General features: G+C 72.8%; 22 protein-coding genes, 2 tRNA genes and 1 other RNA gene. 14 read left to right on the forward strand and 11 right to left on the reverse strand.

Annotated features, from left to right (window positions below):
• Positions 1-44 precede the first annotated feature (44 nt).
• Both ACZ3HQ_RS11790 and ACZ3HQ_RS11795 read right to left on the reverse strand, forming a co-directional pair.
• A complete protein-coding gene (locus tag ACZ3HQ_RS11790; protein WP_467509769.1) occupies positions 45-686 on the reverse strand; it encodes a LytR C-terminal domain-containing protein in 642 nt (213 codons plus the stop codon).
• A 123-nt stretch (positions 687-809) separates the two neighbouring features.
• A complete protein-coding gene (locus ACZ3HQ_RS11795) occupies positions 810-1,106 on the reverse strand; it encodes a type II toxin-antitoxin system VapB family antitoxin (RefSeq protein WP_003986294.1) in 297 nt (98 codons plus the stop codon).
• A 131-nt stretch (positions 1,107-1,237) separates the two neighbouring features.
• Between ACZ3HQ_RS11795 and ACZ3HQ_RS11800 the strand changes: the two genes are divergently transcribed.
• A complete protein-coding gene (locus ACZ3HQ_RS11800; RefSeq protein WP_467509771.1) occupies positions 1,238-2,806 on the forward strand; it encodes a helicase HerA-like domain-containing protein in 1,569 nt (522 codons plus the stop codon).
• 149 nt (positions 2,807-2,955) lie between these two features.
• On the opposite strand, the gene ACZ3HQ_RS11805 is transcribed toward ACZ3HQ_RS11800, so the two are convergent.
• The 5 genes from ACZ3HQ_RS11805 to ACZ3HQ_RS11825 form a co-directional block, all read right to left on the reverse strand.
• Entirely contained in the window at positions 2,956-3,078 is a 123-nt protein-coding gene (locus ACZ3HQ_RS11805) for a hypothetical protein (protein WP_467509773.1), read from the reverse strand.
• Between the two features lie 56 nt (positions 3,079-3,134).
• Positions 3,135-3,461: a hypothetical protein gene (locus tag ACZ3HQ_RS11810; protein ID WP_467509775.1), complete on the reverse strand. Its 327-nt coding sequence runs from the start codon at positions 3,459-3,461 to the stop codon at positions 3,135-3,137.
• A gap of 108 nt (positions 3,462-3,569) precedes the next feature.
• Entirely contained in the window at positions 3,570-4,295 is a 726-nt protein-coding gene (locus ACZ3HQ_RS11815) for an HdeD family acid-resistance protein (RefSeq protein ID WP_467509777.1), read from the reverse strand.
• A gap of 57 nt (positions 4,296-4,352) precedes the next feature.
• Positions 4,353-4,961 (reverse strand): HhH-GPD-type base excision DNA repair protein, encoded by a 609-nt coding sequence (locus ACZ3HQ_RS11820; RefSeq protein ID WP_467509779.1) that lies wholly within the window; start codon positions 4,959-4,961, stop codon positions 4,353-4,355.
• 24 nt (positions 4,962-4,985) lie between these two features.
• Complete coding sequence (locus ACZ3HQ_RS11825; protein ID WP_467509781.1) at positions 4,986-5,708, reverse strand: siderophore-interacting protein; 723 nt, start codon at positions 5,706-5,708, stop codon at positions 4,986-4,988.
• Positions 5,709-5,791: 83 nt separating this feature from the next.
• Between ACZ3HQ_RS11825 and ACZ3HQ_RS11830 the strand changes: the two genes are divergently transcribed.
• The 7 genes from ACZ3HQ_RS11830 to ACZ3HQ_RS11860 all read left to right on the forward strand — a co-directional run bounded on the left by ACZ3HQ_RS11830 (position 5,792) and on the right by ACZ3HQ_RS11860 (position 13,155).
• Positions 5,792-7,888, forward strand: a complete 2,097-nt coding sequence (locus ACZ3HQ_RS11830; protein WP_467509783.1) for a penicillin acylase family protein — start codon at positions 5,792-5,794, stop codon at positions 7,886-7,888.
• On the forward strand, positions 7,881-8,489 hold the full coding sequence (locus tag ACZ3HQ_RS11835; protein ID WP_467509785.1) for a GNAT family N-acetyltransferase: 609 nt from the start codon (positions 7,881-7,883) through the stop codon (positions 8,487-8,489). Before ACZ3HQ_RS11830 ends, ACZ3HQ_RS11835 begins: the two co-directional genes overlap by 8 nt.
• 100 nt (positions 8,490-8,589) lie before the next feature.
• Complete coding sequence (locus ACZ3HQ_RS11840) at positions 8,590-10,269, forward strand: copper resistance CopC/CopD family protein (protein WP_467510018.1); 1,680 nt, start codon at positions 8,590-8,592, stop codon at positions 10,267-10,269.
• A 6-nt stretch (positions 10,270-10,275) separates the two neighbouring features.
• Positions 10,276-10,866 carry a poly-gamma-glutamate hydrolase family protein gene (locus tag ACZ3HQ_RS11845; RefSeq protein WP_467509787.1) on the forward strand — a complete coding sequence of 197 codons (591 nt, stop codon included), beginning with the start codon at positions 10,276-10,278 and terminating at the stop codon, positions 10,864-10,866.
• Positions 10,863-11,525 carry a hypothetical protein gene (locus ACZ3HQ_RS11850; protein ID WP_467509789.1) on the forward strand — a complete coding sequence of 221 codons (663 nt, stop codon included), beginning with the start codon at positions 10,863-10,865 and terminating at the stop codon, positions 11,523-11,525. Before ACZ3HQ_RS11845 ends, ACZ3HQ_RS11850 begins: the two co-directional genes overlap by 4 nt.
• Positions 11,526-11,911: 386 nt before the next feature.
• Positions 11,912-12,436 (forward strand): SMI1/KNR4 family protein, encoded by a 525-nt coding sequence (locus tag ACZ3HQ_RS11855; RefSeq protein WP_467509791.1) that lies wholly within the window; start codon positions 11,912-11,914, stop codon positions 12,434-12,436.
• A gap of 23 nt (positions 12,437-12,459) precedes the next feature.
• Complete coding sequence (locus ACZ3HQ_RS11860; RefSeq protein ID WP_467509793.1) at positions 12,460-13,155, forward strand: hypothetical protein; 696 nt, start codon at positions 12,460-12,462, stop codon at positions 13,153-13,155.
• A gap of 85 nt (positions 13,156-13,240) precedes the next feature.
• Here the strand turns inward: ACZ3HQ_RS11860 and ACZ3HQ_RS11865 are convergent.
• Positions 13,241-13,328: transfer RNA gene (locus ACZ3HQ_RS11865), tRNA-Ser, on the reverse strand.
• Between the two features lie 73 nt (positions 13,329-13,401).
• Between ACZ3HQ_RS11865 and ffs the strand changes: the two genes are divergently transcribed.
• The 6 genes from ffs (at position 13,402) to ACZ3HQ_RS11895 (ending at position 22,460) form a co-directional block, all read left to right on the forward strand.
• An RNA gene (ffs, locus tag ACZ3HQ_RS11870) (signal recognition particle sRNA small type) lies at positions 13,402-13,496 on the forward strand.
• A 128-nt stretch (positions 13,497-13,624) separates the two neighbouring features.
• The gene (locus ACZ3HQ_RS11875) at positions 13,625-15,808 is read left to right on the forward strand and encodes a DNA polymerase III subunit gamma and tau (RefSeq protein ID WP_467509795.1); all 2,184 of its coding nucleotides are present in this window, start codon (positions 13,625-13,627) and stop codon (positions 15,806-15,808) included.
• Positions 15,809-16,313: 505 nt separating this feature from the next.
• On the forward strand, positions 16,314-17,582 hold the full coding sequence (gene purD / locus ACZ3HQ_RS11880) for a phosphoribosylamine--glycine ligase (RefSeq protein ID WP_467509797.1): 1,269 nt from the start codon (positions 16,314-16,316) through the stop codon (positions 17,580-17,582).
• 301 nt (positions 17,583-17,883) lie between these two features.
• On the forward strand, positions 17,884-19,683 hold the full coding sequence (locus ACZ3HQ_RS11885) for a M48 family metalloprotease (protein WP_467509799.1): 1,800 nt from the start codon (positions 17,884-17,886) through the stop codon (positions 19,681-19,683).
• A 295-nt stretch (positions 19,684-19,978) separates the two neighbouring features.
• Positions 19,979-21,490, forward strand: a complete 1,512-nt coding sequence (locus tag ACZ3HQ_RS11890) for a N,N-dimethylformamidase beta subunit family domain-containing protein (protein WP_467509801.1) — start codon at positions 19,979-19,981, stop codon at positions 21,488-21,490.
• A 70-nt stretch (positions 21,491-21,560) separates the two neighbouring features.
• A complete protein-coding gene (locus tag ACZ3HQ_RS11895; protein WP_467509803.1) occupies positions 21,561-22,460 on the forward strand; it encodes a phosphoribosylaminoimidazolesuccinocarboxamide synthase in 900 nt (299 codons plus the stop codon).
• 41 nt (positions 22,461-22,501) lie between these two features.
• On the opposite strand, the gene ACZ3HQ_RS11900 is transcribed toward ACZ3HQ_RS11895, so the two are convergent.
• The 3 genes from ACZ3HQ_RS11900 to ACZ3HQ_RS11910 form a co-directional block, all read right to left on the reverse strand.
• Positions 22,502-22,577, reverse strand: a tRNA-Gly gene (locus ACZ3HQ_RS11900).
• A gap of 23 nt (positions 22,578-22,600) precedes the next feature.
• A complete protein-coding gene (locus tag ACZ3HQ_RS11905; protein WP_467510020.1) occupies positions 22,601-23,224 on the reverse strand; it encodes a response regulator in 624 nt (207 codons plus the stop codon).
• A 29-nt stretch (positions 23,225-23,253) separates the two neighbouring features.
• Complete coding sequence (locus ACZ3HQ_RS11910; protein ID WP_467509805.1) at positions 23,254-24,534, reverse strand: sensor histidine kinase; 1,281 nt, start codon at positions 24,532-24,534, stop codon at positions 23,254-23,256.
• Positions 24,535-24,538: the final 4 nt, after the last annotated feature.

The following is a 24,538-nucleotide window of genomic DNA, read 5'->3' on the forward strand; positions in this document are numbered from 1 at the left end:
GGGGCCGCCCGGCCGGGCGGCCCCCCTTCCGCGTGCCGTCGGGCTCAGCAGGTCTTCTTCTTGGCGGTCGTGACCGCGGCCACCTGTTCCGGCGCGGTCAGCTTGGTCACCGCGCTGTCGGCCGCCGGCCGCTGGGTCAGGGCCTTGAACCTGTCCCCGATGACCAGGTCCAGCTCGGCGCCCTTGCGGGCCGCGTCCGTACGGCGCTCGGCGTCGGTGAGCTGGGTGCTCAGTACCGGCAGCGTGGTGTCGAGGGCGGTGGCGGGACCGATGAGCATCCCGGTGCCCTTGACCTTCTTGTCGAACTGCTTGTCCGCGTTGCCCACGTCGCCGATCTTGAAGCCGCGCTTCTTCAGCTCGTCCGCCGTCTGCTTGGCGAGCCCGGAGCGCGTGGTGGCGTTGTAGACGTTCACGGTGATGGTGCCGGGCTTGGGCAGGGCCTTGACCGGAGCCGCCTTGGCGACCTTGGTGCGGCAGTCCGCCGCGTGGCCGGACACCGAGCCGTCGCCGCCGGTGAAGACGTCGATGAGCTGCAGCGTGCCCCAGCCGGCGACGCCCAGCGCGGCCACGGAGGCCACGACGGCGGCGACGAGCCTGCCGCGTCGCCGGGGCGGGCGCATCCGAGGGTAGGTGTCCCCTGTGATCCGGTATTTACCGCCCATGCCGGGGGGAGTCAGCATGCTCATGAGCGCAGCGTAGTGCGCCGAGGCCGCGATGCCTATTAGATGATCAGTCCATCCGGCGTAGCCGAACCCGAAAGGGGTAACCGGCGGCCCGTACGGGCCAGTCGGGCTTGCGCGGAACGCCCGTCAGCCCAGTTCGAGGACGCGGGCGTGCAGCACCTGGCGCTGCTGGAGCGCGGCGCGGACCGCGCGGTGCAGCCCGTCCTCCAGATAGAGGTCGCCCTGCCACTTCACGACGTGGGCGAAGAGGTCGCCGTAGAACGTGGAGTCCTCGGCGAGCAGCGTCTCCAGGTCGAGCTGCTGCTTGGTGGTCACGAGCTGATCGAGGCGGACCGGGCGCGGCGCGACGTCCGCCCACTGCCGGGTGCTCTCCCGGCCGTGGTCGGGGTACGGCCGGCCGTTTCCGATGCGCTTGAAGATCACACGGAAAGCCTACCGGCCCAGACGTTCCGGGCGCAGCCATGGCGGCGGAGTGCGACGCTGAAAAAGACACGGCAAAGCGGGCATTACGGCGACTACCGGCAGTGCCGGTCGCCGGGACGAGGGGCCTTGAGATGAGCGACAGCGCGACCACGCCCGCCCCCGACGGCTCCGCCCCGGCACAACTGCCCGCCGCGGCCCGCCCGATCGCGGCCGGCTACGCCTTCACCGGCCCCGCGCTGGACCTCGGCGCGCTGCTGTGGGACGGGGTGTGCCACCCGGAGGCGCAGGTACGGGTGCCGCTGCCGATGCTGAACCGGCACGGCCTTGTCGCGGGCGCCACCGGCACCGGCAAGACCAAGACGCTCCAGCTCGTCGCCGAGCAACTCTCCGCCCAAGGCGTCCCGGTGTTCCTCGCGGACGTCAAGGGCGACCTCTCCGGCATCGCCCGGCCCGGCCCGGGCGGGGACCGGGTCGGCACGCGGGCCGCCGAGACCGGACAGAGCTGGTCGGCCGAGGGCTTCCCCGTGGAGTTCCTGGCGCTCGGCGGGATCGGCCACGGCATCCCGGTGCGGGCCACCGTCACCAGCTTCGGGCCGGTGCTGCTGTCCAAGGTGCTGGGCCTGAACCGCACTCAGGAGCAGTCCCTCGGCCTGATCTTCCACTACGCCGACACCAAGGGCCTGGAGTTGATCGACCTCAAGGACCTCCGCGCGGTCGTCGCCTTCCTCACCTCGGACGAGGGCAAGCCCGAACTGAAGGGCATCGGCGGCCTGTCCACCGCCACGGCCGGGGTGATCCTGCGCTCGCTGACCGCGTTCGAGGCGCAGGGCATGACGGACTTCTTCGGCGAGCCCGAGTTCGACACCGCCGACCTGCTGCGCCTCGCGCCGGACGGGCGGGGCCTGGTCTCCGTGCTGGAGCTGCCCGCGGTGCAGGACAAGCCGCAGTTGTTCTCCACGTTCCTGATGTGGCTGCTGGCCGACCTCTTCCACGACCTGCCTGAGGTGGGGGACGCGGACAAGCCGAAGCTGGTGTTCTTCTTCGACGAGGCGCATCTGCTCTTCCACGACGCCTCGGACGCCTTCCTGGACGCCATCACGCAGACCGTGCGGCTGATCCGGTCCAAGGGCGTCGGCGTCTTCTTCGTGACCCAGACCCCCAAGGACGTCCCCTCCGACGTGCTCGGCCAGCTCGGCAACCGCGTCCAGCACGCCCTGCGCGCCTTCACCCCGGACGACCAGAAGGCGCTGAAGGCGACCGTGAAGACCTTCCCCGACTCCCCGTACGACCTGGAGGAACTCCTCACCGGGCTGGGCACCGGCGAAGCCGTGGTCACCGTGCTCAGCGAGAACGGCGCCCCCACCCCGGTCGCCGCCACCCGGCTGCGCGCCCCTGAGTCCCGCATGGGCCCGGTGGACCCGGCCGAGCTGGACCGGGCGGTACGCCGGTCACCGCTGTACGGACGTTATGCACAGGCTGTGGACCGCGAGTCGGCGTACGAGAAGCTGACGGCGGCCCAGGCACCGTCTCCCGCCGAGGCGCCGAGGGCGAAGCGGGAGAAGGCCCCGGCCGAGGAGCCCTCGCTGGTGGAGCAGGTGGTCGGCAGCCAGATGTTCAGGTCGCTGGCGCGCTCGGTGGGCACACAGCTCGGCCGGGAGATCACCCGTTCCCTGTTCGGCACGGCCCGGCGGGGGAGATAGGGGGGTCGTCTGGACCAGTTCGACGACGCGGGGTCAGGCACGCACTCCCCCAAGCTCTGCGAGCAGGGGGGGGGACCCCCAGCCGCGGTGTTGTCGGTCCCCGACTCCCCACGCTGGACGACACCCCCTGGCCCGCCCCCGCCGGTGCGTCAGCGGCGCTTCTCCTTCTGCGGCCGCTGCCGCTGAGCCGTCTCGGCCCGCTGGTCGGGCGCGTTGCGCCGGGCCTCGGCGCGCAGCAGGGCGCGCAGAACCGCGTAAAGGTCGGTGGGCATGGCTGTGGTCCTCCTGCTTTCGAGCTGACATGAGCGGTGCCGACTGCTCGGCCCGCTCAGCAGCGCAGGACGACCGTGCGCAGGAGGGGTGCGGGGTGCGGGGGCCGCGTGCGCTCCGGGTCCGGTGCCGCGCCGGTGGGGCCGGACGCGGGCGGGGGAGCGGTGCGGTCGGGGAGGTCGGCGTGGTGCCGGGTGCGGGCGCCTGGGCGGGCCGGGGTGGCGGGCAGATCGTGCTCGCACTCCTGGGCCATGCCCGGCACCGGGCCCGGCTGCGCCAGGGCCACATGGCCGCCGGGCACCGACAGGGCGAGCAGCAGCACGAGCGCCCGGAACCAGCTCCGGGCGCGGGAGACACGAGGACGCGCGGTGCTCACGAAGGTCATCTCCCCACCGGAGCCCGCCGCTCCGCCTCCGGCCGCCCAAGTCCGCCCGCACGGCGTACGACGGCGGCGGGAGGTTGACGACCGGAGGGGGCGGGGGGAACCGGGAGGTCAGACCGTCTGCGGGATGTCCTTGGCGCGGCCCTTGATCCGGATGGAGGTGATGATCTCGACGATGCCGACGACGATCAGCCACCAGCCGCCGACCAGGGTCAGCACGGCCACCGACTCGAAGGGGGAGTCGATGAGGACGATGCCGGCGATGAAGGTGACGACGCCGAGGAAGATGTGCCAGCCGCGCGCGGGCATCCCCTTGTCGGAGATGGCGGCCATGGTCTGGGTGACGCCCCGGATCAGCCAGCCGATGCCGATCCACAGTGCCAGCAGCAGGATCGACTGCATCGGCCCGCGGAAGCAGAGCAGGCCCAGCAGGATCGACAGACCGCCGCTGAGGAAGGCCAGCACCCGCAGCGAGGTCTTCTTGTGCGTGCCGAAGGCGGAGACCAACTGGAAGACGCCGCTGACCAGGAGATAGAGGCCGAACAGCACGCCCACCGCGACCAGGGTGGCCCCCGGCCAGACGAGCACCAGGATGCCCAGGATCAGCGAGGCGATGCCGGTGAGCAGGACCACCTGCCAGGCCGCCTGGGACAGCATGTGCAGCGGTCCCTCGAACGGTTCTTCCTGGTCGTGGCGCTCCCGCTCCGCGCGCTCGCGGTCCTTGTCCATGCGGACCGCGTCGGGGCCGGGGGCGGGACCGGGCTGGGCCGGGCCGGCGCCGGGGTTCGGGTCGTACGGGCCGCCCTGCGTGGGGCCGCCGATGGGAGGCTCGGTCATGTTCCATGCTTGGACCGAACGGGGACATTCCGCCACTCGGGGGGCGCCCGGCGGGTGCTATTCCTTCGCCCCGGCCGCCTTCGCCGCCTTCGCCGCCTTGGCGGCCGCCTTCATCTCCTGCTTGTGGGCCCGCACCTTGGCCAGCGACTCCGGCCCGGTGATGTCGGCGACGGAGCGGTACGACTTCTCCTCGCCGTACGCGCCCGCCGCCTCCCGCCACCCCTGAGGCGTCACCCCGAGCTGCTTGCCGAGCAGGGCGAGGAAGATCTGCGCCTTCTGCTTGCCGAACCCCGGCAGCGCCTCCAGCCGCTTCAGCAGCTCGGGCCCGCTGCCGGCGTCCCGCCACACCGCCTCGGCGTCACCGTCGTAGTGCTCGACCAGGTACTGGCACAGCGTCTGCACCCGCTTGGCCATCGACCCCGGATAGCGGTGCACGGCCGGCTTCTCGGAGAGCAGCGCGGCGAACTCCTCGGGGTCGTGGGCGGCGATGTCGTGCGCGTCCAGGTCGTCGGCGCCCATGCGGCGCGCGATCGTCTCCGGGCCCTTGAACGCCCACTCCATCGGGATCTGCTGGTCCAGCAGCATCCCGGTGAGCGCGGCGAGCGGGCTGCGGCCGAGCAGCGCGTCGGCGTCGGGGTCCTGGGCGAGGTGCAGGGTGACGTCCATGGGCCCATGATCCCGCGCGCGGGATCAGTCCGCCCGCCAGTACCCCAGCGCGTGCACGCGCTGCTTGGGCACGCCCAGCTCCTTGCGGACGTACGAGCCGAGGGCGCGGGTCGTCGCGGTGTCGCAGGCGATCCATACGTACGGGTGCTCGGTGCCGGACAGGATCTCGGGCAGCTCGGCGCGGACCCGCTCGACCAGGTGCTTCCCGGCCTCCTGGCGCGGTACCTCGCGGATCTCGTGCCGTGCCGGGTCGGCGCCGGAGGGAAGTCCCTCCAGCGTGCCCTCGAACCAGACCGTCGCCGGGGCCGAACCCAGCTCCTTGAACAGGGAGTTGATCGCGGGCAGGGAGGCGGTGTCGCCGACCACCAGGACGTGCGAGGGGTCGGGCTCGGGGCGCTGGAAGCCGGTGCCCTGGACGGTCGCCTCGACGGTGTCACCCTCCTTGGCCGCACGGGCCCAGTCCGAGGCGCACCCCTCGTGCAGGGCGAACTCCAGGGCGAAGGTGCCGGTGGCCGGGTCGGGGTCGACCAGGGTGTACGCCCGCTGGTGGGGGCGGCCGTCGTCGGAGAACCACAGGCGGACCCACATCGTGGGGTGCACGCCGGTCGCCGCGAGCAGGCCGCCGTCGGCCATCCGCAGCCGCCGGTAGTGCGGGGTGACGTCCTCGGCGCCGGTCACCGTGAACGTGAAGTCCTTCGCCCGCAGCAGTCTGAGTACCGCGCCCTCCCAGCCCCGACCCTGACCCATCGTGTCTCCACCCCTCGCGTACGATTCCTTCACTTGGCTGTGAAGTTAGGCAAGGCTAACCTAAAAGGGAAGGGTCCTCCAGGGTGACCACCGAGACCTACCGCGACGCCTGGGGCATCCCCCATCTGCGTGCCACCAGTGCCCGTGAACTCGCCCGCGCCCAGGGCCGGGTGACCGCGTTCGACCGCGCCTGGCAACTCGAGGTCGAACGGCACCGCGCGCAGGGCACCTCCGCGTCCTTCCTCGGCGCCTCAGCCCTCCCCTGGGACGTGTTCGCCCGCCGCGCCCGCCTCGACGACACCGCCAGACGCTGCTTCGCCGCGCTGGAGAGACGGGACCCGGAGACGGCGGACTGGGTTCGCGCCTACGTCGACGGCGTCAACGCGGGCCTCGCCGAAGGGGCCGTCCGCACACCGGAGTTCGCGCGGGTGGGTCTCGCTCCCGGCCGCTGGGAGCCGTGGACCCCGCTCGGCGTCTGGCTCGGCACGCACATCCTGTTCGCCGGCTTCCCGGCCAAGCTGTGGCGCGAGGAGGCGATACGGCACCTCGGCCCCGACGCGGTCGGTCTCTTCGCCACGGACGGCCCCGGCACGGCCGGCAGCAACGGCTGGCTCCTCACCGGCGCCCGCACCACCACCGGCCTCCCCCTCCTCGCCGGCGACCCCCACCGCTTCCTGGAGGAGCCCGGTGTCTACCAGCAGATCCGCCTCTCCTGCCCCGAGTTCGACGTCATCGGCCTCGCCGTCCCCGGCGTCCCCGGCATAGCCCACTTCGCCCACACCGGCCCCGCCGCCTGGTCCATCACCAACGCCATGGCCGACTACCAGGACCTCTACCGCGAACGCCTCCGGCGCACCGGGGCGGGCGTGGAGGCCCTGTCCCCGGCAGGGGTATGGCAGCGGGCGGTCCGGCACGTGGAGATCGTCGAGGTCGCGGGGGAGGGGGTGGTGGAGATCGAGGTCATCGAGACGGAGCGCGGGCCGGTGATCGCCGGTGGGCCGGAGGGACTCGGGGGACTGGACCCCGCCACGGCACTGGCACTCCGCTACCCACCCCGCGTCACAGAGGACCTCGGCTTCAGCGCCCTCCTCCCCCTCCTCAGAGCCCGCACGGTCGCCGACATCGACAGGGCCCTGGACGCCTGGGCCGAGCCCGTCAACGTCGTACAGGCCGCCGACACCACAGGCGCCGTACTGCACAGGATCGCCGGCCGAGTCCCCGTACGCCCGCGTGCCAACAGCCTCCGCGTGGTCCCCGCCTGGGAGAAGGGCCACGAATGGCAGGGCTGGCACACACCCCCGTACGCCTCCGTGGACAACGGCACGGCCGTGATGGCGAACCAGCGCGGCCCCGCCGCACCCCTGGGCATCGAGTTCGCCCCACCGCACCGGGCCGACCGCATCCGGGCCCTCCTCGAACAGCGCCCCACCTGGTCCGCCACCGACCTCCCCGCCATCCACACGGACACCCACCTGGCCTCGGCGGCGCCCCTCCTGGCCCACCTCGCGGAACTCCCCACCCTCACAACGCAAGCCACCCGCCTCCGCGAGAACCTGCTGTCCTGGAACCGCCACATGGACGCGGACAGCACGGAAGCAGCCGTATACGCGGCGCTCCGCACAGCGGTCGTCCGCCGCCTCGCCGCCCACCCCGCCTTCGCGCCCCTCACGGAACCCCCCGCCTACCCCGAGGTCCTCCTCCCCTGGATGTCCCTCTCGGCCCGTATCGGCTTCGCCCTGGAACACCTGCTGAGCGCCGAGGAGTTGTTCGGCATCGACCGCCGGGAGACCGTACGGGCGGCCCTGGAGGAGATCGCGACGGCGCCCCCCGTCACCCCCTGGTCCGCCACCCACCGCGTGGCCCCCTGGCGAGCCCTCCCCGAACCCTCGTACACGGAACCGGGGTTGGCAGGCGACCACGACTGCGTCAACTGCACCACCGCGGTCCCCGGCATCACCGACCTGGCGGCCCGAGGTCCCGCCGCCCGCTACGTCTGGGACCTGAACGACCGCGAGAACAGCCGCTGGATCGTCCCCTTCGGCGCGGACGGCGTACCCGGCAACCCCCACCACCGCGACCAACTCCCCTTGTGGCTCAGGGGAGACCTCGCCCCGGTGGTCACCGACTGGACCCGACTCACCCTCGAACACACCGACACCCCCGAGGAAGCACATGCCTGAGACCCCGTCCCACGAACAGCACGTCCCCGACTACGGCACGGTCGCCATCCGCCCCCTGGACCTCGCCACGGACGCCCGAGTGATCCACGCCTGGGTCAGCGAGGAGAGAGCCGCCTTCTGGGGAATGACGAACCTCACCGAGGCCCAAGTGGCGGAGATCTACGCCCACATGGCCACCCTCGACACCCACCACGCCCACCTCGTCACCAAGGACGGCGCCCCCGCGGCCCTCCTCCAGACCTACGACCCCGCCGCCGACCGGGTGAGCGAGTGCTACGAGGTCCGCCCGGGAGACATAGGCGTCCACCTCCTCCTCGCCCCCGCCGCCCCCGGCGCCCACCGCCCCGGCTGGACCTCGGCCCTGCTGACCGTGGTCGCGGACTACGTCCTGCGCGTACTGGACCGCACCCGCGTCGTGGTCGACCCGGACGTACGCAACACCAAGGCCATCACCCGCTTCGCGCGCCAGGGCTTCACCACCGGCCCCGAGGTCGTCCTCCCCGAAATCGACCTGCCGGACGTGTACCTGCCTCAGAAGCGGGCCCGTCTGGCCTTCCTCACCCGCGAGCGGGCCTTCGCGGAGGCCACCGGTACGGTTTGAGCGCGCCGCCGCGAAGATCCGTACAGGCGGGGGACAGGGCGGGGTCCGACGACGGAGGCGGGACGACGTGCGCGACCGTGAAAGAGCGCTCCGGCGCGTGCTGTTGGTGCTCGCGAGCCTGCTGCTGCTCGCCCTCGGCACCGCCTCCCCCGCCTCCGCGCACGCGGCCCTGCGCGCGACCGACCCCGAAGACGGAACGATCCTCCAGCGGGCCCCGCGCACGCTGACCCTGACGTACACCGAGTCGGTCGGCCTGCTCACCGACTCCTTCCGCGTCTACGACCCCGAGAACCACCGCCTGAGCACCGGCCCGGCGGACCACGCCCCGGGCCGGGCGGACACGGTCCGCGTACCGCTGCCGGCGCGGATGGCGAAGGGTACGTACGTGGTGGCGTGGCGCGTGGTGTCCGCCGACAGCCACCCCGTCTCCGGGGCGCTCACCTTCTCGGTGGGCGAGCGCACGGTGACGAGGGCGACGGCTCCCGGCCAGGTGGAGAACGGTACGACCACGGCTCTCTACAACATCGCCCGGTACCTGGCGTATCTCGCACTGGCGCTGGTGCTGGGCGCGGCCGCGTTCGTCGCGTACTGCCGTCCGCCTCAACGCGCCTCGCTGCGCCCGCTGTTCACCGTCGGCGCCGCCGGCCTGCTCGTCTCGACACTGGCCCTGCTCCTGCTGCGGGGCCCGTACGAGGAGGGAACGGCACCGGAGTTCACCTCGCTCGGCCACACCCTGACCACGCGCCCCGGTGAACTCCTGCTCGCGCGGCTGGCGTTGCTGCTGCTGGCGGTGGTCTTCGGGTGGGCCGCGCGTCGCCGGCCCGTAGCGCGCCCCGCCGTAGTGACCGCAGGCGCGGTTCTCGCCGTCGCCCTCGCCCTGACCTGGTCGGCCGCCGAACATGCCTCGGCCGGCATCCAGGTCCCGCTCGCCATCGCCTCCACCACCCTCCACCTGCTGGCGACGGCGGCCTGGCTGGGCGGCCTCGCGGCCCTGCTCCTCACCCTGCGGGCGTCGGCCGTCCCACCCCAGGTCGTGACCCGCTTCTCCCGCCTCGCCCTGACCTCGGTGACCGTCCTGGTCGTGACCGGCGTCTATCAGTCCTGGCGCGGCCTGGGCACATGGCAGGCACTGACGGACACGACGTACGGGCGCGTACTGCTGGCGAAGCTGGTGGCGGTGGGGTTGCTGCTGGTGGCGGCGGGGTGGTCGCGGAGGTGGACGGGGCGGCTGTCGAGGACGGTCCCGCAGCCCGCCGGCGGCGCCGCACTCCCCACGGAGTCTTACGCCCCCGAACCCGGCCTCCCGGTACGCCGGCTGCGCCGCACGGTACTGGCGGAGGCGGCCGTAGGCGTGGTGGTCCTGGTTCTGACGACCCTCCTGACCAGCACACTTCCGGGCCGCGCTGCCGAAGAGGCGGCCAGCGCGGAGACGGGCATCCCGGCGGCCTCGGTCATTACGGTCCCGTTCACCGTGGGCGAGAACGGCCGCGGCAAGGTCCAGATCACCTTCGACCCCGGCCGGGTGGGCCCCAACTCCGTCCAGGCGGTGGTCTACGGCGCGAACGGCGCCCTGGCCGCCGTCCCCGAACTCCGCATCACCATGACCCTCCCGGCCCAGCGCCTCGGCCCCCTGGACACCGGCGTCACCGACCGGGGCGGCTACTGGGCCACGAACTCCTTCGCCCTCCCGATCCCCGGCACCTGGACCATGAAGGTGACGGTCCGCGTCTCCGACCTGGACCAGACGACGGTCTCCCGCGAGCTACGGGTGACACGCTGAGGGGCGATGCACACGGAGCGAGTGACGATCGAGAACGTGCCCTTCGAGACCACCCTGCACCTGGCCGGCCCCATCGGCCTACTGGCCCTGCACGGCGGGGTGGAGGGCGGCACGGCGGAACTGGCGGCGGAGGTGGCCGCCCGCACGGGCGCGACTCTGCTGACCTTCACCCAGCCGACGGGCCCTGCGACCCACATCCCCTCCACCCGCATGTCCCCCTGCGCCCCCCTGACCACCTTCCTCACCCACACCACCCTCACGATCTCCCTCCACGGCCACAACCGCCGCTCCTCCCCCCGGACGATCTACGTAGGCGGCTCCAACCGCCCAGCGGCCCGAGCCCTGGCCACCGCCCTGACCGCCTCCCCCTTCACCCCGGTCACCACCCTGTCCGACATCCCTCACCCCCTACGCGGCCTCCACCCGGACAACCCGGTCAACCGGACCAGAGACGGCGGCGTCCAACTGGAACTCCCGGTTCTGGCCCGCACGAGCCACCCGACACCGACGGTCCCGGAGATCCCGCCGCAGGCGGTCGTGGACGCGCTCGTGGCGGGGACACGGACGCTGATGGCAAGAGAGGGAGCCCGTTGGTGACTCCCCGAAGCGCCACGCTCACGGCCGTCGCGGCGCTGACCCTGACGATCCCTGCCTCGGCCGCAGTCCTCTGGACCACGAGCGACCGCCCACTGGACCAGGCGGCGGGCGCCCACTGGGCCAAGGGGGTCACCCCGGAGTGGATGAGCGCCCACATGGACCTGGAGCTCCCCGACTCCGCCCACTCGGCCAGGGCGGCATACGAGACGACATCCCGCTTCGACACGGGCCTGCTGACCTTCACCCTGACCCGAGCGGAGGCGAAGCAGTACCTGACGAAGTACCCGCCGGACGGCAAGTGGCTGACCCCGCCACCCTCCCCGCCGGCCAAGACCCCGCACGACTTCGCCCACCTGGGCCTCCCCGAACCGGAAACCCTCACCACAGGCATGCGCTACGGCGATGTCTGCCCCGGCGCCTCCGACACCACGGACGACCGGTACGCGACCTCCAACCCCCAGTGCGTGACCCTCTACGCCCACGACTACACCCCGACCCGCACCCGCATCTACATCCGGGCCCACTATGAACCGGGCATCAGCCCGACCGCCCTGCCCACGACCTTCTCGTCGAGTGCCCACACGAGCGCGCGCAGCTCCCGTGCGCTCTTCTTCGGCAAGGCGTGCAGTACGACCTCGAGGTGTTCCCGGAAGCCGTAGCTGTAGCACCCACACGTGAGAACAGCGCAGCAATCCGTCCCGCCGAAGGCGTCCTGGAGCTGCCGAAGCGGCCCGTGAGCCAGCGCCTCCCAGTGCCAGAACGCCGCTTCCGTGTCCTCGCCCCAGCCCCGCTCCCGCTCGAGCCGCCGAAGACCGGCCACACAGGCCCCGGACAGCCCATCGATATCCGGAAACCGCCGCCTACAACGCCGCCCCATCCACTCGCCCCGCAGGGCCGAAGGCCGCCTACGCGGCATTGCCTCTTTGCATGTCAGCCATGAGCGGCAAGCTACAACGCGGGCCACCGCCGACCCAACGCAATTGGCGTGCATGCGGGCACGGATCGACTGAACTTGCTTGTCAGTGCTGCTCGTTAGCCTGGCGGCGTGATTCATGATCCGGAACGTGCGTTCCCGCCCGCGCTGGCTGCTGCCCTTGCCGTGCCGTTCGATGACGACGACGGGCGGGGAGTGGACTTCGAGCCCTTCCCGGCCTTTGTGTCCGAGGCCGAGACGACGGACTGGTTCCAGGCCTGGACGGGGAACCCCGAGGTGGACGGTGGCGCGTTCCGCGTCTTCGGACAGGACGGTACGGGGGGCTACGTGGCGTTCTGGCTGGTCCGAGGGTCCCGCCCACTGAGCGAGCAGCCGGTGGTGTTCCTCGGCTCCGAGGGCGAGACGGGAGTCGTAGCGTCTGACCTCGCCGGGTTCCTGTGGCTGCTGGCCGACGGCTTCGGCCCGGGGGAAGCCGCCGCGTACGACTCCGAGTGGTCGCCGGGGCGCAACGACGAGCTGGAAGCAGTAGCGACCCGCTTCGCGGCCGACAGCCGTCAGCCGGCGTCCGATGTCATCCGACGGGCCGCCGAGGAGTTCCGGGACTTCGACGACATCGTCATGGCGCTCTGCCGCTGATCGGCACATGCCATCATCCACACGTGCTCAAGATTCCGGGATACGAATCCGGTCCTCTCGTCCAGGACAGTGCCTACGTGGACGATCCGCTGTTCTGGCCCGTGCACCTCGGCACTTCTCTCCAGGGCGAGGACGTGCAGCGAGCCGCGTTCGGTGCCGACTGGGACGCGGCCATGGATCTGTATCGTCGGCTGTCCTCCGAGTCCGAGTGGCCGGTGTTCAGCGTGCCACTGGTCTCGGGACACACCATCCATGTCGTTTATCGCAACATTGAGGGCGACCGCGGGGTGGACTACCTGATACATCACCCGACCTGGCTCGCGGCGGAATACCTTGCCGTGGATGACGGTCACTTCATGGGGCCGGGCACGGCCTGGCCGGAGCTGCTGTCCGCTACCCGACAGCCGGCCGCGGAGGGACTTGGCGACCCTGACGCGCGTCTCCTGCTGCTCTTCCCGACACTCGGGGATGCGCGACTGCCCGACGACGCGGCCACCGTCCTCACCACTGCTCTCGCCGCCCTCACCTTGATCGAAGAGCCTGCCGAAGTGGCGGCCGTCCTCCTGGAGAACCAGGGCCAATGGGCTGCCGCTCACTGGAGGCAGGCAGACGGCGCTTTGATCAACGACGGCGGACACTCGTACCGGAACCCCGACAACGCCTTCGCTCTACCCGTGGGGCGCCTTCGCGAGATCAGTGCCGCACTGGCCGGCGCGTGACGGCAAGTTCCACCGAGACAGACGAAAGTCGATGGGCCCCGCTGCAAGCAGCGGGGCCCATCGACTTAGTGCCCGGTGAGGCACTTGGCGGAGGATACGAGATTCGAACTCGTGAGGGGTTGCCCCCAACACGCTTTCCAAGCGTGCGCCCTAGGCCTCTAGGCGAATCCTCCGAGGGAGACATTACATGACCGGAAGGAGTGGTCGCGAACTCGTCCCCCCGCCCCCGGATCAGGTACTCTTTGCGCAGCCCCTCACGCGGCGCTATCTGACTGAACTCCCCCAGGGCCGGAAGGCAGCAAGGGTAGGTTGGCTCTGGCGGGTGCGTGGGGGGCCCTTGCGTTTCCGGGGGCGGCAGGACCGCGGCCGGTTCGGGTGACCCGGGTGGGTGTACGGCCGAAGAGGAGTCGCGTACCCCTCTGACCTGCGCCGAAGCCGGATGTCCGTGGGCGCCTATAACCTCGTATGCGTGTCGTCTCTCGCGTTGTACCGCCGCTACCGCCCCGAGACCTTTGCCGAGGTCATCGGGCAGGAGCACGTAACCGACCCGCTGCAGCAGGCGCTGCGGAACAACCGGGTCAATCACGCGTACCTGTTCAGCGGGCCGCGCGGCTGCGGCAAGACGACCAGTGCCCGCATCCTGGCCCGCTGTCTCAACTGTGAGCAGGGTCCCACCCCCACCCCCTGCGGCGAGTGCCAGTCCTGCCGCGACCTCGCGCGCAACGGCCCCGGCTCGATCGACGTCATCGAGATCGACGCCGCCTCCCACGGTGGTGTGGACGACGCCCGTGAGCTGCGCGAGAAGGCGTTCTTCGGGCCCGCGGGCAGCCGGTACAAGATCTACATCATCGACGAGGCCCACATGGTCACGTCGGCCGGCTTCAACGCGCTGCTGAAGGTGGTCGAGGAGCCGCCGGAGCACCTCAAGTTCATCTTCGCCACCACCGAGCCCGAGAAGGTCATCGGGACCATCCGGTCGCGTACGCACCACTACCCCTTCCGGCTCGTCCCGCCCGGCACCCTGCGCGAGTACCTCGGCGAGGTGTGCCAGAAGGAGGACATCCCGGTCGCGGAGGGTGTGCTCCCGCTGGTCGTGCGCGCGGGTCAGGGCTCCGTGCGTGACTCCATGTCCGTCATGGACCAGCTCCTCGCGGGCGCGGGCGCCGACGGGGTGACGTACCCCATGGCCACCTCCCTCCTCGGCTACACCGACGGCTCCCTCCTCGACTCCGTCGTCGAGGCTTTCGCCACCGGTGACGGCGCCGCGGCCTTCGAGGTCGTGGACCACGTCATCGAGGGCGGCAACGACCCCCGTCGCTTCGTCGCCGACCTGCTGGAGCGGCTGCGTGACCTGGTGATCCTCGCGGCCGTGCCCGACGCCGCCGAGAAGGGGCTCATCGACGCCCCCGCCGACGTCATCGAGCGCATGCGGGCCCAGGCCGAGATCTTCGGCGCCGCCGAGCTGAGCCGCGCCGCCGACCTGGTTAACGAGGGCCTCACCGAGATGCGCGGCGCCAACTCGCCCCGCCTCCAGCTCGAACTCATCTGCGCGCGCGTGATGCTGCCCGCCGCGTACGGCGACGAGCGGTCCGTCATGGCCCGCCTCGACCGGATCGAGCGGGGCGTGAACTTCTCCGCCGGTACGGGGGCTCCGGCGATGCAGTATGTGCCCGCGCCGGATGCCCATCCCGGCGCGGTGGCTCCGGTCGCGAATCCCGTGCCGCCCGGTGGGGGGCCCGCTGCCGCTCGCGCGGCCGTACGGAATCCCGGTGGGCCCGGTGCGGGTACGGCACCTGCGCCGGCGCCCGCCCCGGCCCCCGCTCCGGCGGCGCAGGCCCCCGCGCCTACCCCGCCCGCGCCCGCGCCCACCTCGGCGCCCGAAGCCCCCGCCCCGGCTGCTCCGGGCGCTTGGCCCACCGCCGCTTCCGCCGGTGGGGGCCGCCGCTCCGGGGCGTGGCCCACCGCCACCCCGGCGGGCCAGGGCCAGCCGCAGCAGCAGACTCCGCCCAGCCGGCCGCAGGCCCCGAGCCAGCCCCAGCAGCCCGCGGCTCCCGCGCCGGCGGCGCCCGCCCCCTCCGGTGGCCTCGACCCCCGAATGCTCTGGCCGAACATCCTGGAGGCCGTCAAGAACCGGCGCCGCTTCACCTGGATTCTGCTCAGTCAGAACGCCCAGGTGACGGGTTTCGACGGCACGACGCTCCAGCTCGGCTTCGCCAGTGCCGGCGCCCGTGACAACTTCTCCGCCAGCGGTAGCGAGGACGTACTCCGGCAGGCGCTGGCCGAGCAGTTCAACGTGCAGTGGAAGATCGAGGCGGTCATCGACCCGTCCGGCGGTGGCTCGGCCCCGCCGCCCTCCGGCGGCGCGCCCAGCTTCGGCGGAGGCGGAGGCGGAGGCGGCGCGGCGAACGCGGGGGGCTACGGCGCCCCGGCCCCCTCCCGCCCAGCGGCCCCCCAGCAGAGCGCCCCCTCCCAGAGCGCCCAGCCGGCCCCGGCCCCCAGACCCCCGGCCCCCGAGCCGCCCTCCGTCTCCCTTGAAGACGACACCCCCGCGGACGACGACCCCGACCTGGACGAATCCGCCCTCTCGGGCCGCGACTTGATCGTCCGCGAACTCGGCGCCACCGTCCTGGACGAGTTCTCCCACGACCAGTAGGTCCCGAGTGGGCAGGTGCGAGGCCGTCGTGGCCGGTCGCGCAGTTCCCCGCGCCCCCGGGGTGGGTCCAGGGCGGGCTTCTGGCGTGCCGGAGGTGCGTCTCGCGGGCGGGAGTGCCGTGGGCAGGTGCGGGGCCGTCGTGGCCGGTCGCGCAGTTCCCCGCGCCCCCGGGGTGGGTCCAGGGCGGGCTTCTGATTCGCCGGAGGTACGTCTCGCGGGCGTGGGCGGCTGCGGGCCCGTCGTGGCCGGTCGCGCCGTACCCCCCGCCCCTGAGGCGGGTGCGGCGCAGGTCGGCCGGGAGGCCCTGGCCGCTCTCTCGCCGATCGCGCTCGGCAAACCGTCTCGGCAGAGTTCAGCCATCCCCACCCAGGGGCGCGGGGAACTGCGCGACCAGCCCCCACGGACCCGCAACCCGCCCACGGACCGCACCCCCGCACCCGTCTAGTAGGTTCCTCCAACTTCCCCGCCCCCCGACCTTCGGCAACCCAGCCGATAAACTGCCCCCGTGAAGGTCCTCCTCATCGGCGGCGGCGCCCGCGAACACGCCCTGTGCCGCTCCCTGTCCCTCGACCCCGACGTCACCGAACTGCACTGCGCGCCAGGGAACGCGGGCATCGCCGAGGTTGCCCAGACGCACCAGGTGGACGCGCTCGACGGCAAGGCCGTAGCCGCGCTGGCCGGAGAGCTGGAGGCCGACCTGGTGGTGATCGGCCCGGAGGCCCCGCTGGTGGCGGGCGTCGCCGACGCCGTGCGCGAGGCGGGGTTCCCGGTGTTCGGCCCGTCCCGTGAGGCGGCCGTGCTGGAGGGCTCGAAGGCGTTCGCGAAGGACGTCATGGCCACGGCAGGCGTGCCCACCGCACGCTCGTACGTCTGCACCACCCCCGACGAGGTCGCGGAGGCGCTCGCCGCCTTCGGGGCGCCGTACGTGGTCAAGGACGACGGGCTGGCCGCGGGCAAGGGCGTCGTCGTCACCTCGGACGTCGAGGAGGCGAAGGCGCACGCGGCCGGCTGCGAGCGGGTGGTGATCGAGGAGTTCCTCGACGGCCCCGAGGTCTCGCTCTTCGCGGTGACGGACGGCGAGACGGTCGTACCGCTCCAGCCCGCGCAGGACTTCAAGCGCGCGCTCGACGGCGACGAGGGCCCCAACACCGGCGGCATGGGCGCGTACTCCCCGCTGCCGTGGGCCGACCCGGAGCTGGTGGACGACGTGCTGCGCACCGTGCTCCAGCCGACCGTCGACGAACTGCGCAGGCGCGGCACCCCGTTCTCGGGGCTGCTGTACGCCGGGCTCGCCATCACCTCGCGCGGAGTCCGGGTCATCGAGTTCAACGCCCGCTTCGGCGACCCCGAGACCCAGGTCGTGCTGGCCCGCCTGAAGACCCCGCTCGGCTCCCTCCTGCTCGCCTCCGCGAACGGCACCCTCGCCGACCTGGAGCCGCTGCGCTGGAGCGAGGACGCGGCCGTCACCGTGGTCGTCGCCTCGCACAACTACCCCGGTACCCCGCGCACCGGCGACCCGATCACCGGCCTGGCCGAGGTGGCCGCCGAGGACGCCCCGCACGCCTACGTCCTGCACGCCGGGACGAAGCAGGACGGGGACACCGTCGTCAGCGCGGGCGGTCGTGTCCTGTCCGTCACGGCCACCGGCGAGGACCTCGCCGAGGCCCGCGAGCGCGCGTACCGGGCGGTGGCCCGGATCGGTCTCGACGGCTCGCACCACCGCACGGACATCGCGGCGAAGGCGGCCGACACGGCCACGACCGGCGTGGCATAAGAAGCCCGCGCTGAAGCCGGCCGCTGACGCCCCAGCCGAAGCCCCGCTCCACCCCAGGCCCCGGACCCCGAAATCCGGGGCCTGACCTTTGCCGTCTGTCACCCAGCTCTGACCAAGGCCATTCCATCGAGTGAGCAATGCGCCATCCGGCTGACGGGGGCCGGGGCCCCAACTATGGTGCGGCGCAAGCGGTCCGGCACTTGGCCCACCGGCATTGCGATGTCAGTGGCGGGTGCCACAGTGGGGGAGTGGGCACCGCAAGGACAGCACGCGATCGGCAGGCAGGGGGTGAGCGTCGCGCATGACCGGAACCGGTGGGGAGCTGGGCGCCAGGGCCGCGCGTTCGCGCGCGCTGGCCGTGCTGCGGGTGCGCAGCAGGGCGCTGGCCGTGGCGCTGCTGCCCGCGGCCGTCGAGGTGATCCTGCTGACCGGCGCGGCCACCGGCCAGTTCACCGGGCAGGGCTGGCACACCGCCCGCTGGGTGGTGGGCGTCCTCGCGGTGCTGGTGCTGCTGGCGGGCGCCGGCATCGCCCTGGTCGTGGCCCGCGCGCGCCCCGCCGCGAGCCCCACGGTCCCGGTGGACGAGCGCTCCGCCCCTGACCTGTACCGGATGGTGCGCGACCTGGCCGACCGCCTCGACGTGCCCGCCCCCTCCGCGATAGCGCTCACCCCGGACTGCGACAGTTGGCTCGAGGACCGTACGCACCCGGCGCACGCTCCGCCCGTCACCCGCGCGCACGACGAGCGGGTGGTCCCCGGTGCCCGCCCTGAGCGGCGGCCGGCCGTCCCGGCGCCGGTGCTGGTGATCGGCTCGCCGTTCCTGTGGTGGATGCGGGTCGCCGAACTGCGCGCTGTGCTCGCCCCAGTCGTCGCCGGTACGGGTCCGTCCGCGCAGCCCGACATAGCCGCCGCCCGCCGCTTCGTGCGCGGACTGGACGCCGCGGTGGCCGTCGCCGACGCGCCGGGCCGCGGCCCGTTGACGCGGGGTGTGTACGCGGTGCTGGGCCGGGTGGCCCGGCTGCTGCTGCGGGGCTGCCGTGAGCATGCCGCGCTGATGGAGCGCGGGGTCGCCACGGCCGCCGCCGAGCGCGCCCACGGCGTGGACTACGGCCCCCGCATCGCCGCCCAGGAGCAGGTCGGCCTGGCGTACGCGGGCTGGGACCGGCTGCTGACCAAGGTGGCGCTGCCCGCCTGGCGGATGGGCCGCTGGCCCTCCCGGCTGGACGTGGGCGTGGCCGCCGCGCTGACCGAGCTGTCCCGGCGCGACCGGCTGGCCGACGGCTTCGCCGCCCGGCTCGGTGAGCGCCCGGCGTGCGACCTGCTGGAGGAGCCCGGCGTGGTGGACGAGGCGGTGTCCCTGCTCACCGCCCGCCTCTTCCACGGCGGGCCGGCGGAGCCGGGCCCGAGCTGGGCGCCGGTGGACTGGCAGGCGTACCCGGAGGAGGTCGTGGACCGCACCTGGCGCGCGGAGGCGGCCCGGCTGCACCGGGTACTGGACTCCCTGGGCGTCAGCCCCAGCCTCGACCCGGCCACCCCCGACCCCGGCGGCCCCACCCTGGCCCGCGTTTTGGACCACCTCAGCGAGCCCGCCCCCGGCACTGCCCCCACGGTCCCGGCACCCACGGCACCCCCCGACGACGAGGCCGGCGCGGATCACGCCGACAGCGCCGACCCCGACCCCGCCACCGAGCGCAGCGCCCTCCTCGCGGCCGGCCTCAGCGCTGCCCTCGCCCGCGAGGAGCGCGAGGGGAACGACGGGAACGAGGCGAGTGCCGTACCGCAGGGCGCGCGGGCGCAGGGGCCCGACAGCGCGCTGTGGGAGGACGATCTGCCGCTCTTCCCGCTCCAGCCCCCGCGCACCGGGCGCGAACTGCTCGCCGCGCACATCACCGCGATGATCTGCTGCGCCGCTGTCGACACCGCCGGAGCCGCCCCCGGCCTGGACTGGCTGGACGGCCCCACCCTGCTGCTGGACGGCGAGCGCGCCGCCGACCTCACCCCCAAGGTGCTCAGCCTGATCGAGGAGGGCGATCCGGGCCCGCTGCGCGCCTGGCTGGCCGAGTCCGGGATACGGCCGGAGAAGCCCGTCCGGTTGGTCTGAGCCAGAAGGCACAGAAATCGTCACCGGGCGCAGGAGCCCCGGCCGTCCACCGGTGTAACGGAGCAGCGCCTTCCACTTCAGGCCAATTCACAACGAACAGTGACCGGAGTCGTGCGTTATGTGATGTGCTGGGACCGGCACGCACATGGCACGGGCATACGACACACGCCCGCACGGCCGAGCGATCCGGCGCACCGAGCACACCCGAGACGAGCAGGCGACGACACCGGGTTCCGGTCCTGGCACCACAGACAACGCCATCTTGGCAACGGGGGACACGAGGGAGGGGGCGTCCATGACCTCGGAGCACATCCGCCGGTGGGAGTCGGGAGCGCTCGCGCACGCCGTCACCGATCCCTTCGGCCTGGGCCCGGTGCCCTGGCTGCGCGGCAGTGAGACCTACTTCGACGACACCGGACACGTGGTGCCCTGGTACGTCGACCCCATCCAGCCCGCCCCGGCCACCACCCGGTCCGGCCGTCCCGGCGCGCGCGTCCCGGCGCCGCGCTCGGCCGGACCCGGCCCGCGCTCGGCCGACGACGTGGGCCGCCAGATCAAGGGGTTCGCGTCCACCGGCGCGGTGGCGCCCGGCGAGGCGATCGACTTCCACATCACGGTCGACCCGCCGCAGGAGTTCAGCGTCGACATCTACCGGATCGGCCACTACGCCGGGCACGGCGCCGCGAAGATCACCACCAGCCCCCGGCTCTCCGGCATCGTCCAGCCCGCGCCGCTCGCCGCCGACCGTACGGTCTCCTGCCATCACTGGTGGCTGTCCTGGCGCCTCCAGGTGCCCGCCGAGTGGCGGGTCGGGGCGTACGTCGCGGTCCTCACCACCGCCGACGGCTACCGCTCCCACGTGCCCTTCACGGTCCGCGACGACGAGCCCGCCGACCTGCTCCTGCTGCTCCCGGACGTCACCTGGCAGGCGTACAACCTCTACCCGGAGGACGGCCGCACCGGGGCCAGCCTCTACCACGCGTGGGACGAGAAGGGCTCCCTGCTCGGCGAGGCCGACGCGGCCACCACCGTCTCCTTCGACCGCCCCTACGCCGGTGCGGGCCTGCCCCTGCACGTGGGCCACGCCTACGACTTCATCCGCTGGGCCGAGCGCTACGGCTACGACCTCGCCTACGCCGACGCCCGCGATCTGCACGCCGGCCGGATCGACCCCACCCGGTACCGGGGCCTGGTCTTCCCCGGCCACGACGAGTACTGGTCGGCGCCGATGCGGCGGGCGGTGGAGGAGGCCCGCGACCGGGGCACCTCGCTGGTCTTCCTGTCCGCCAACACCATGTACTGGCAGGTGGAGTTGTCGCCCTCCGCGTCCGGGGTGCCGGACCGGCTGCTGACCTGCCGCAAGCGCAAGGGCCCCGGAAAGCCGGTGCTGTGGCGGGAGATCGACCGCCCCGAACAGCAGGTGATCGGCATCCAGTACGCGGGCCGGGTGCCCGAGCCGCACCCGCTGATCGTCCGCAACGCCGGGCACTGGCTGTGGGACGCCACCGGTGCCCGCGAGGGCGACGAGATCCCCGGCCTGGTCGCGGGCGAGGCCGACCGGTACTTCCCGCGCACCGCCCTGCCCGAGCACGAGGAGCGCGTGCTGCTCGCACACTCCCCCTACACCGACGGCGAGGGCGTCCGGCGCCACCAGGAGACCTCCCTGTACCGCGCCCCCTCCGGAGCCTGGGTGTTCGCCTCCGGCACCTTCGCCTGGTCCCCCGCGCTGGACCGGCCCGGCCATGTGGACGCCCGTGTCCAGCGGGCCACCGCCAACCTGCTGGACCGCATCTGCAAGCGGGACTGACCCTGCCAGTGGCCCGATCACCGGCATACGGGAGAATCGAGGCAGTTGGACAGAACCACGGGGAGGAACCGTGTCCGGATTCGTAGAAAAGCCCGAGCCGATCCAGGTTCCGGGTCTGGTGCACCTGCACACCGGCAAGGTGCGCGAGCTGTACCGCGACGAGGCGGGCGACCTCGTGATGGTCGCCAGCGACCGCATCTCCGCGTACGACTGGGTGCTGCCCACCGAGATCCCCGACAAGGGCCGGGTGCTGACCCAGTTGTCCCTGTGGTGGTTCGACCAGCTCCGGGACCTGGCGCCCAACCACGTCATCAGCACCGAGCTGCCCAAGGGCGCCCCGGACGACTGGGCGGGCCGCACCCTGGTCTGCAAGTCGCTGGACATGGTCCCGGTGGAGTGCGTGGCGCGCGGCTACCTGACCGGCTCGGGCCTCGCGGAGTACCGGGAGTCGCGCACGGTCTGCGGGCTCGCGCTGCCCGAGGGGCTGGTGGACGGCTCGGAGCTGCCCGGCCCGATCTTCACCCCGGCCACCAAGGCCGAGGTCGGCGAGCACGACGAGAACGTGTCGTACGAGGAGGTGGCCCGCCAGGTCGGCGCCGAGACCGCCGCCCAGCTCCGCCAGCTCACCCTCGCCGTGTACGCCCGCGCCCGCGACATCGCCCGGGAGCGGGGGATCGTACTGGCGGACACCAAGTTCGAGTTCGGCTTCGACGGCGACACCCTGGTCCTCGCCGACGAGGTGCTCACCCCCGACTCGTCCCGCTTCTGGCCGGCCGAGACATGGGAGCCGGGCCACGCCCAGCCGTCGTACGACAAGCAGTTCGTGCGGGACTGGCTCACCGGCCCCGAGTCCGGCTGGGACCGCGCGAGCGAGCAGCCCCCGCCCGCGCTGCCCGAACAGGTGGTGGAGGCGACCCGCGCCAAGTACATCGAGGCGTACGAGCGCCTGACCGGCACCCGCTGGAGCTGAGACGAGAGAAGCCCCCGGTTCGAAAACCGGGGGCTTCTTCATGGAGCGGACGACGAGGCTCGAACTCGCGACCTCAACCTTGGCAAGGTTGCGCTCTACCAACTGAGCTACGTCCGCAGTGCGCCGTGGCGCGGAGCCAACTATACCCAACCCCGGTCGCGTGCGAGACGCACCGCGGTGTGCCGGTTCTCCGCGCCCAGCTTGGTGACGGCCGAGGAGAGGTAGTTCCGTACCGTCCCCGGTGAGAGCGCGGCCCGCTCCGCGATCTCCGTGACCGGCGCCCCGTCGGCCGCCAGTTCCAGCACCTCGGCCTCCCGCGCGGTCAGCGGGGAGTCACCGGCGGAGATCGCGTCGGCGGCCAACTCGGGGTCGACGTAGCGGTTTCCGGCGTGCACGGTACGGATGATCTCCGCGAGCCGTTCGGCGCTGACCGTCTTCGGCACGAACCCCCGCACACCGGCCGCGAGCGCCCGCTTCAGGTGGCCCGGCCGCCCGTGCCCGGTCACGATCAGCACCCGGCATCCGGGCAGCTCGGCCCGCAGGGATGTGGCCACACTCACACCGTCGGCACCCGGCATCTGAAGATCCAGCACGGCGACGTCGGGGGTGTGCGCCCGCGCCATCGCCAGTGCCTCGGGCCCGCTGGCCGCCTCCGCGACGACCAGCAGGTCCTCCTCCAGGGAGAGCAGGGCGGCGAGCGCGCCCCGGATCAGATGCTCGTCGTCGGCGAGCAGCAGCCGCAGGCGAGCGGGGGGTGTCGTCATGGGGTCCTCGTCGGTGGATGGAACCTGGTTCACCGGTGCGTCCCCTCCGCCGAGAGTTCCGGCACGCCGTCGGACGGACCCGATGGCGCCGCCTCGCCGGACGGGCTCAGCGGTACGCGTGCCGTCAGCCGGTAGCGGCCGTCTCCCGCCGGCCCGGCACGCAGGGTGCCGTCGAGGCCGGCCAGGCGTTCGCGCAGGCCCGCCAGGCCCGACCCCGGGCGGTCGCCGGAGGGCGAGGGGCGTACGCCGTCGTTCTCCACGCGCAGCTCCACACCGGAGTCCGTCACGGACAGGGTCACGGCGCACTCCCGAGGGTCGCCGTGCCGCAGCACGTTGGTCGCGGCCTCCCGGACCACCCAGGCGAGCGCGGAGCGCACCGGAGCCGGCAGCTCGGCCGCCGACCGGCTGCCGGTGATCGAGCAGTCGATACCGGCGGCCGTCAACACGCCCTGCGCGCCCGCAAGTTCCGCCGCGATGTCGACCTCCCGGTAGCCGCGGACCACCGCGCGCACCTCGCGCTGCGACTCCTGAGCCAGCCGCTGCGCCTCGATCATCTGCTCCACCGCCTCCGGGCTGCCGCGCCGCCCCAGCCGCACCGCCAGCTCGGCCTTCAGGGCGATCACCGCCAGATTGCGGCCCAGCACGTCGTGCAGGTCGCGTCCGAAGCGCAGCCGCTCCTCCGCGACGGCGAGCCGCGCGCGGGTCTCGCGGGCCTCGTCCAGCTCGTAGACGGCGTTCAGCAGCCAGACGGAGAAGAGCGAGGTGAAGGCGAGGAACCCGGCGCCGATCAGCACCGCCAGCGTCGTGCCGAGCCCGGTGAGCCCGGGGATGTGCAGCGGGAAGGTGTACAGGCCCGCGCCGGCCGCGAAACCCACCACGATGGCGAGCACCCGGCGCCGGTCGCGCACGCCGAGCGCGATGGTGCCGCCGCCGAAACTGAGCGAGCCCGCGAAGAGCGTTCCCGTCCCCGTCGCCACGGCGTCGCCGTGCGGGCCGCGCTGGGCGACGGCGACGCTCGTCACCGCGACGGCCGCGGTGACGGCGGCCAGCGTCCACAGCAGCCGCACCGGCTGGGGGCGCAGCCCACGCGTCCAGTCCAGCGACCGGGCCGCGGTCACGGCGCAGACACCGGCGTGCAGGAACACGAGCAGGACGAGCCACATCCCCGAGGCGCCCGGAAGCTGAGAGAGGACGGGCAGCCCGACCGACATGACCTCCAGCACGGCGAAGACGTGGAACGACCACCGGGTGTACGTCTCGACCTTGGCCGGCGTGCTCTTCCCGCGCCACCAGCCGACCGGCCCGCGCATGTCC

The organism is Streptomyces sp. NPDC018263, assembly GCF_055562575.1.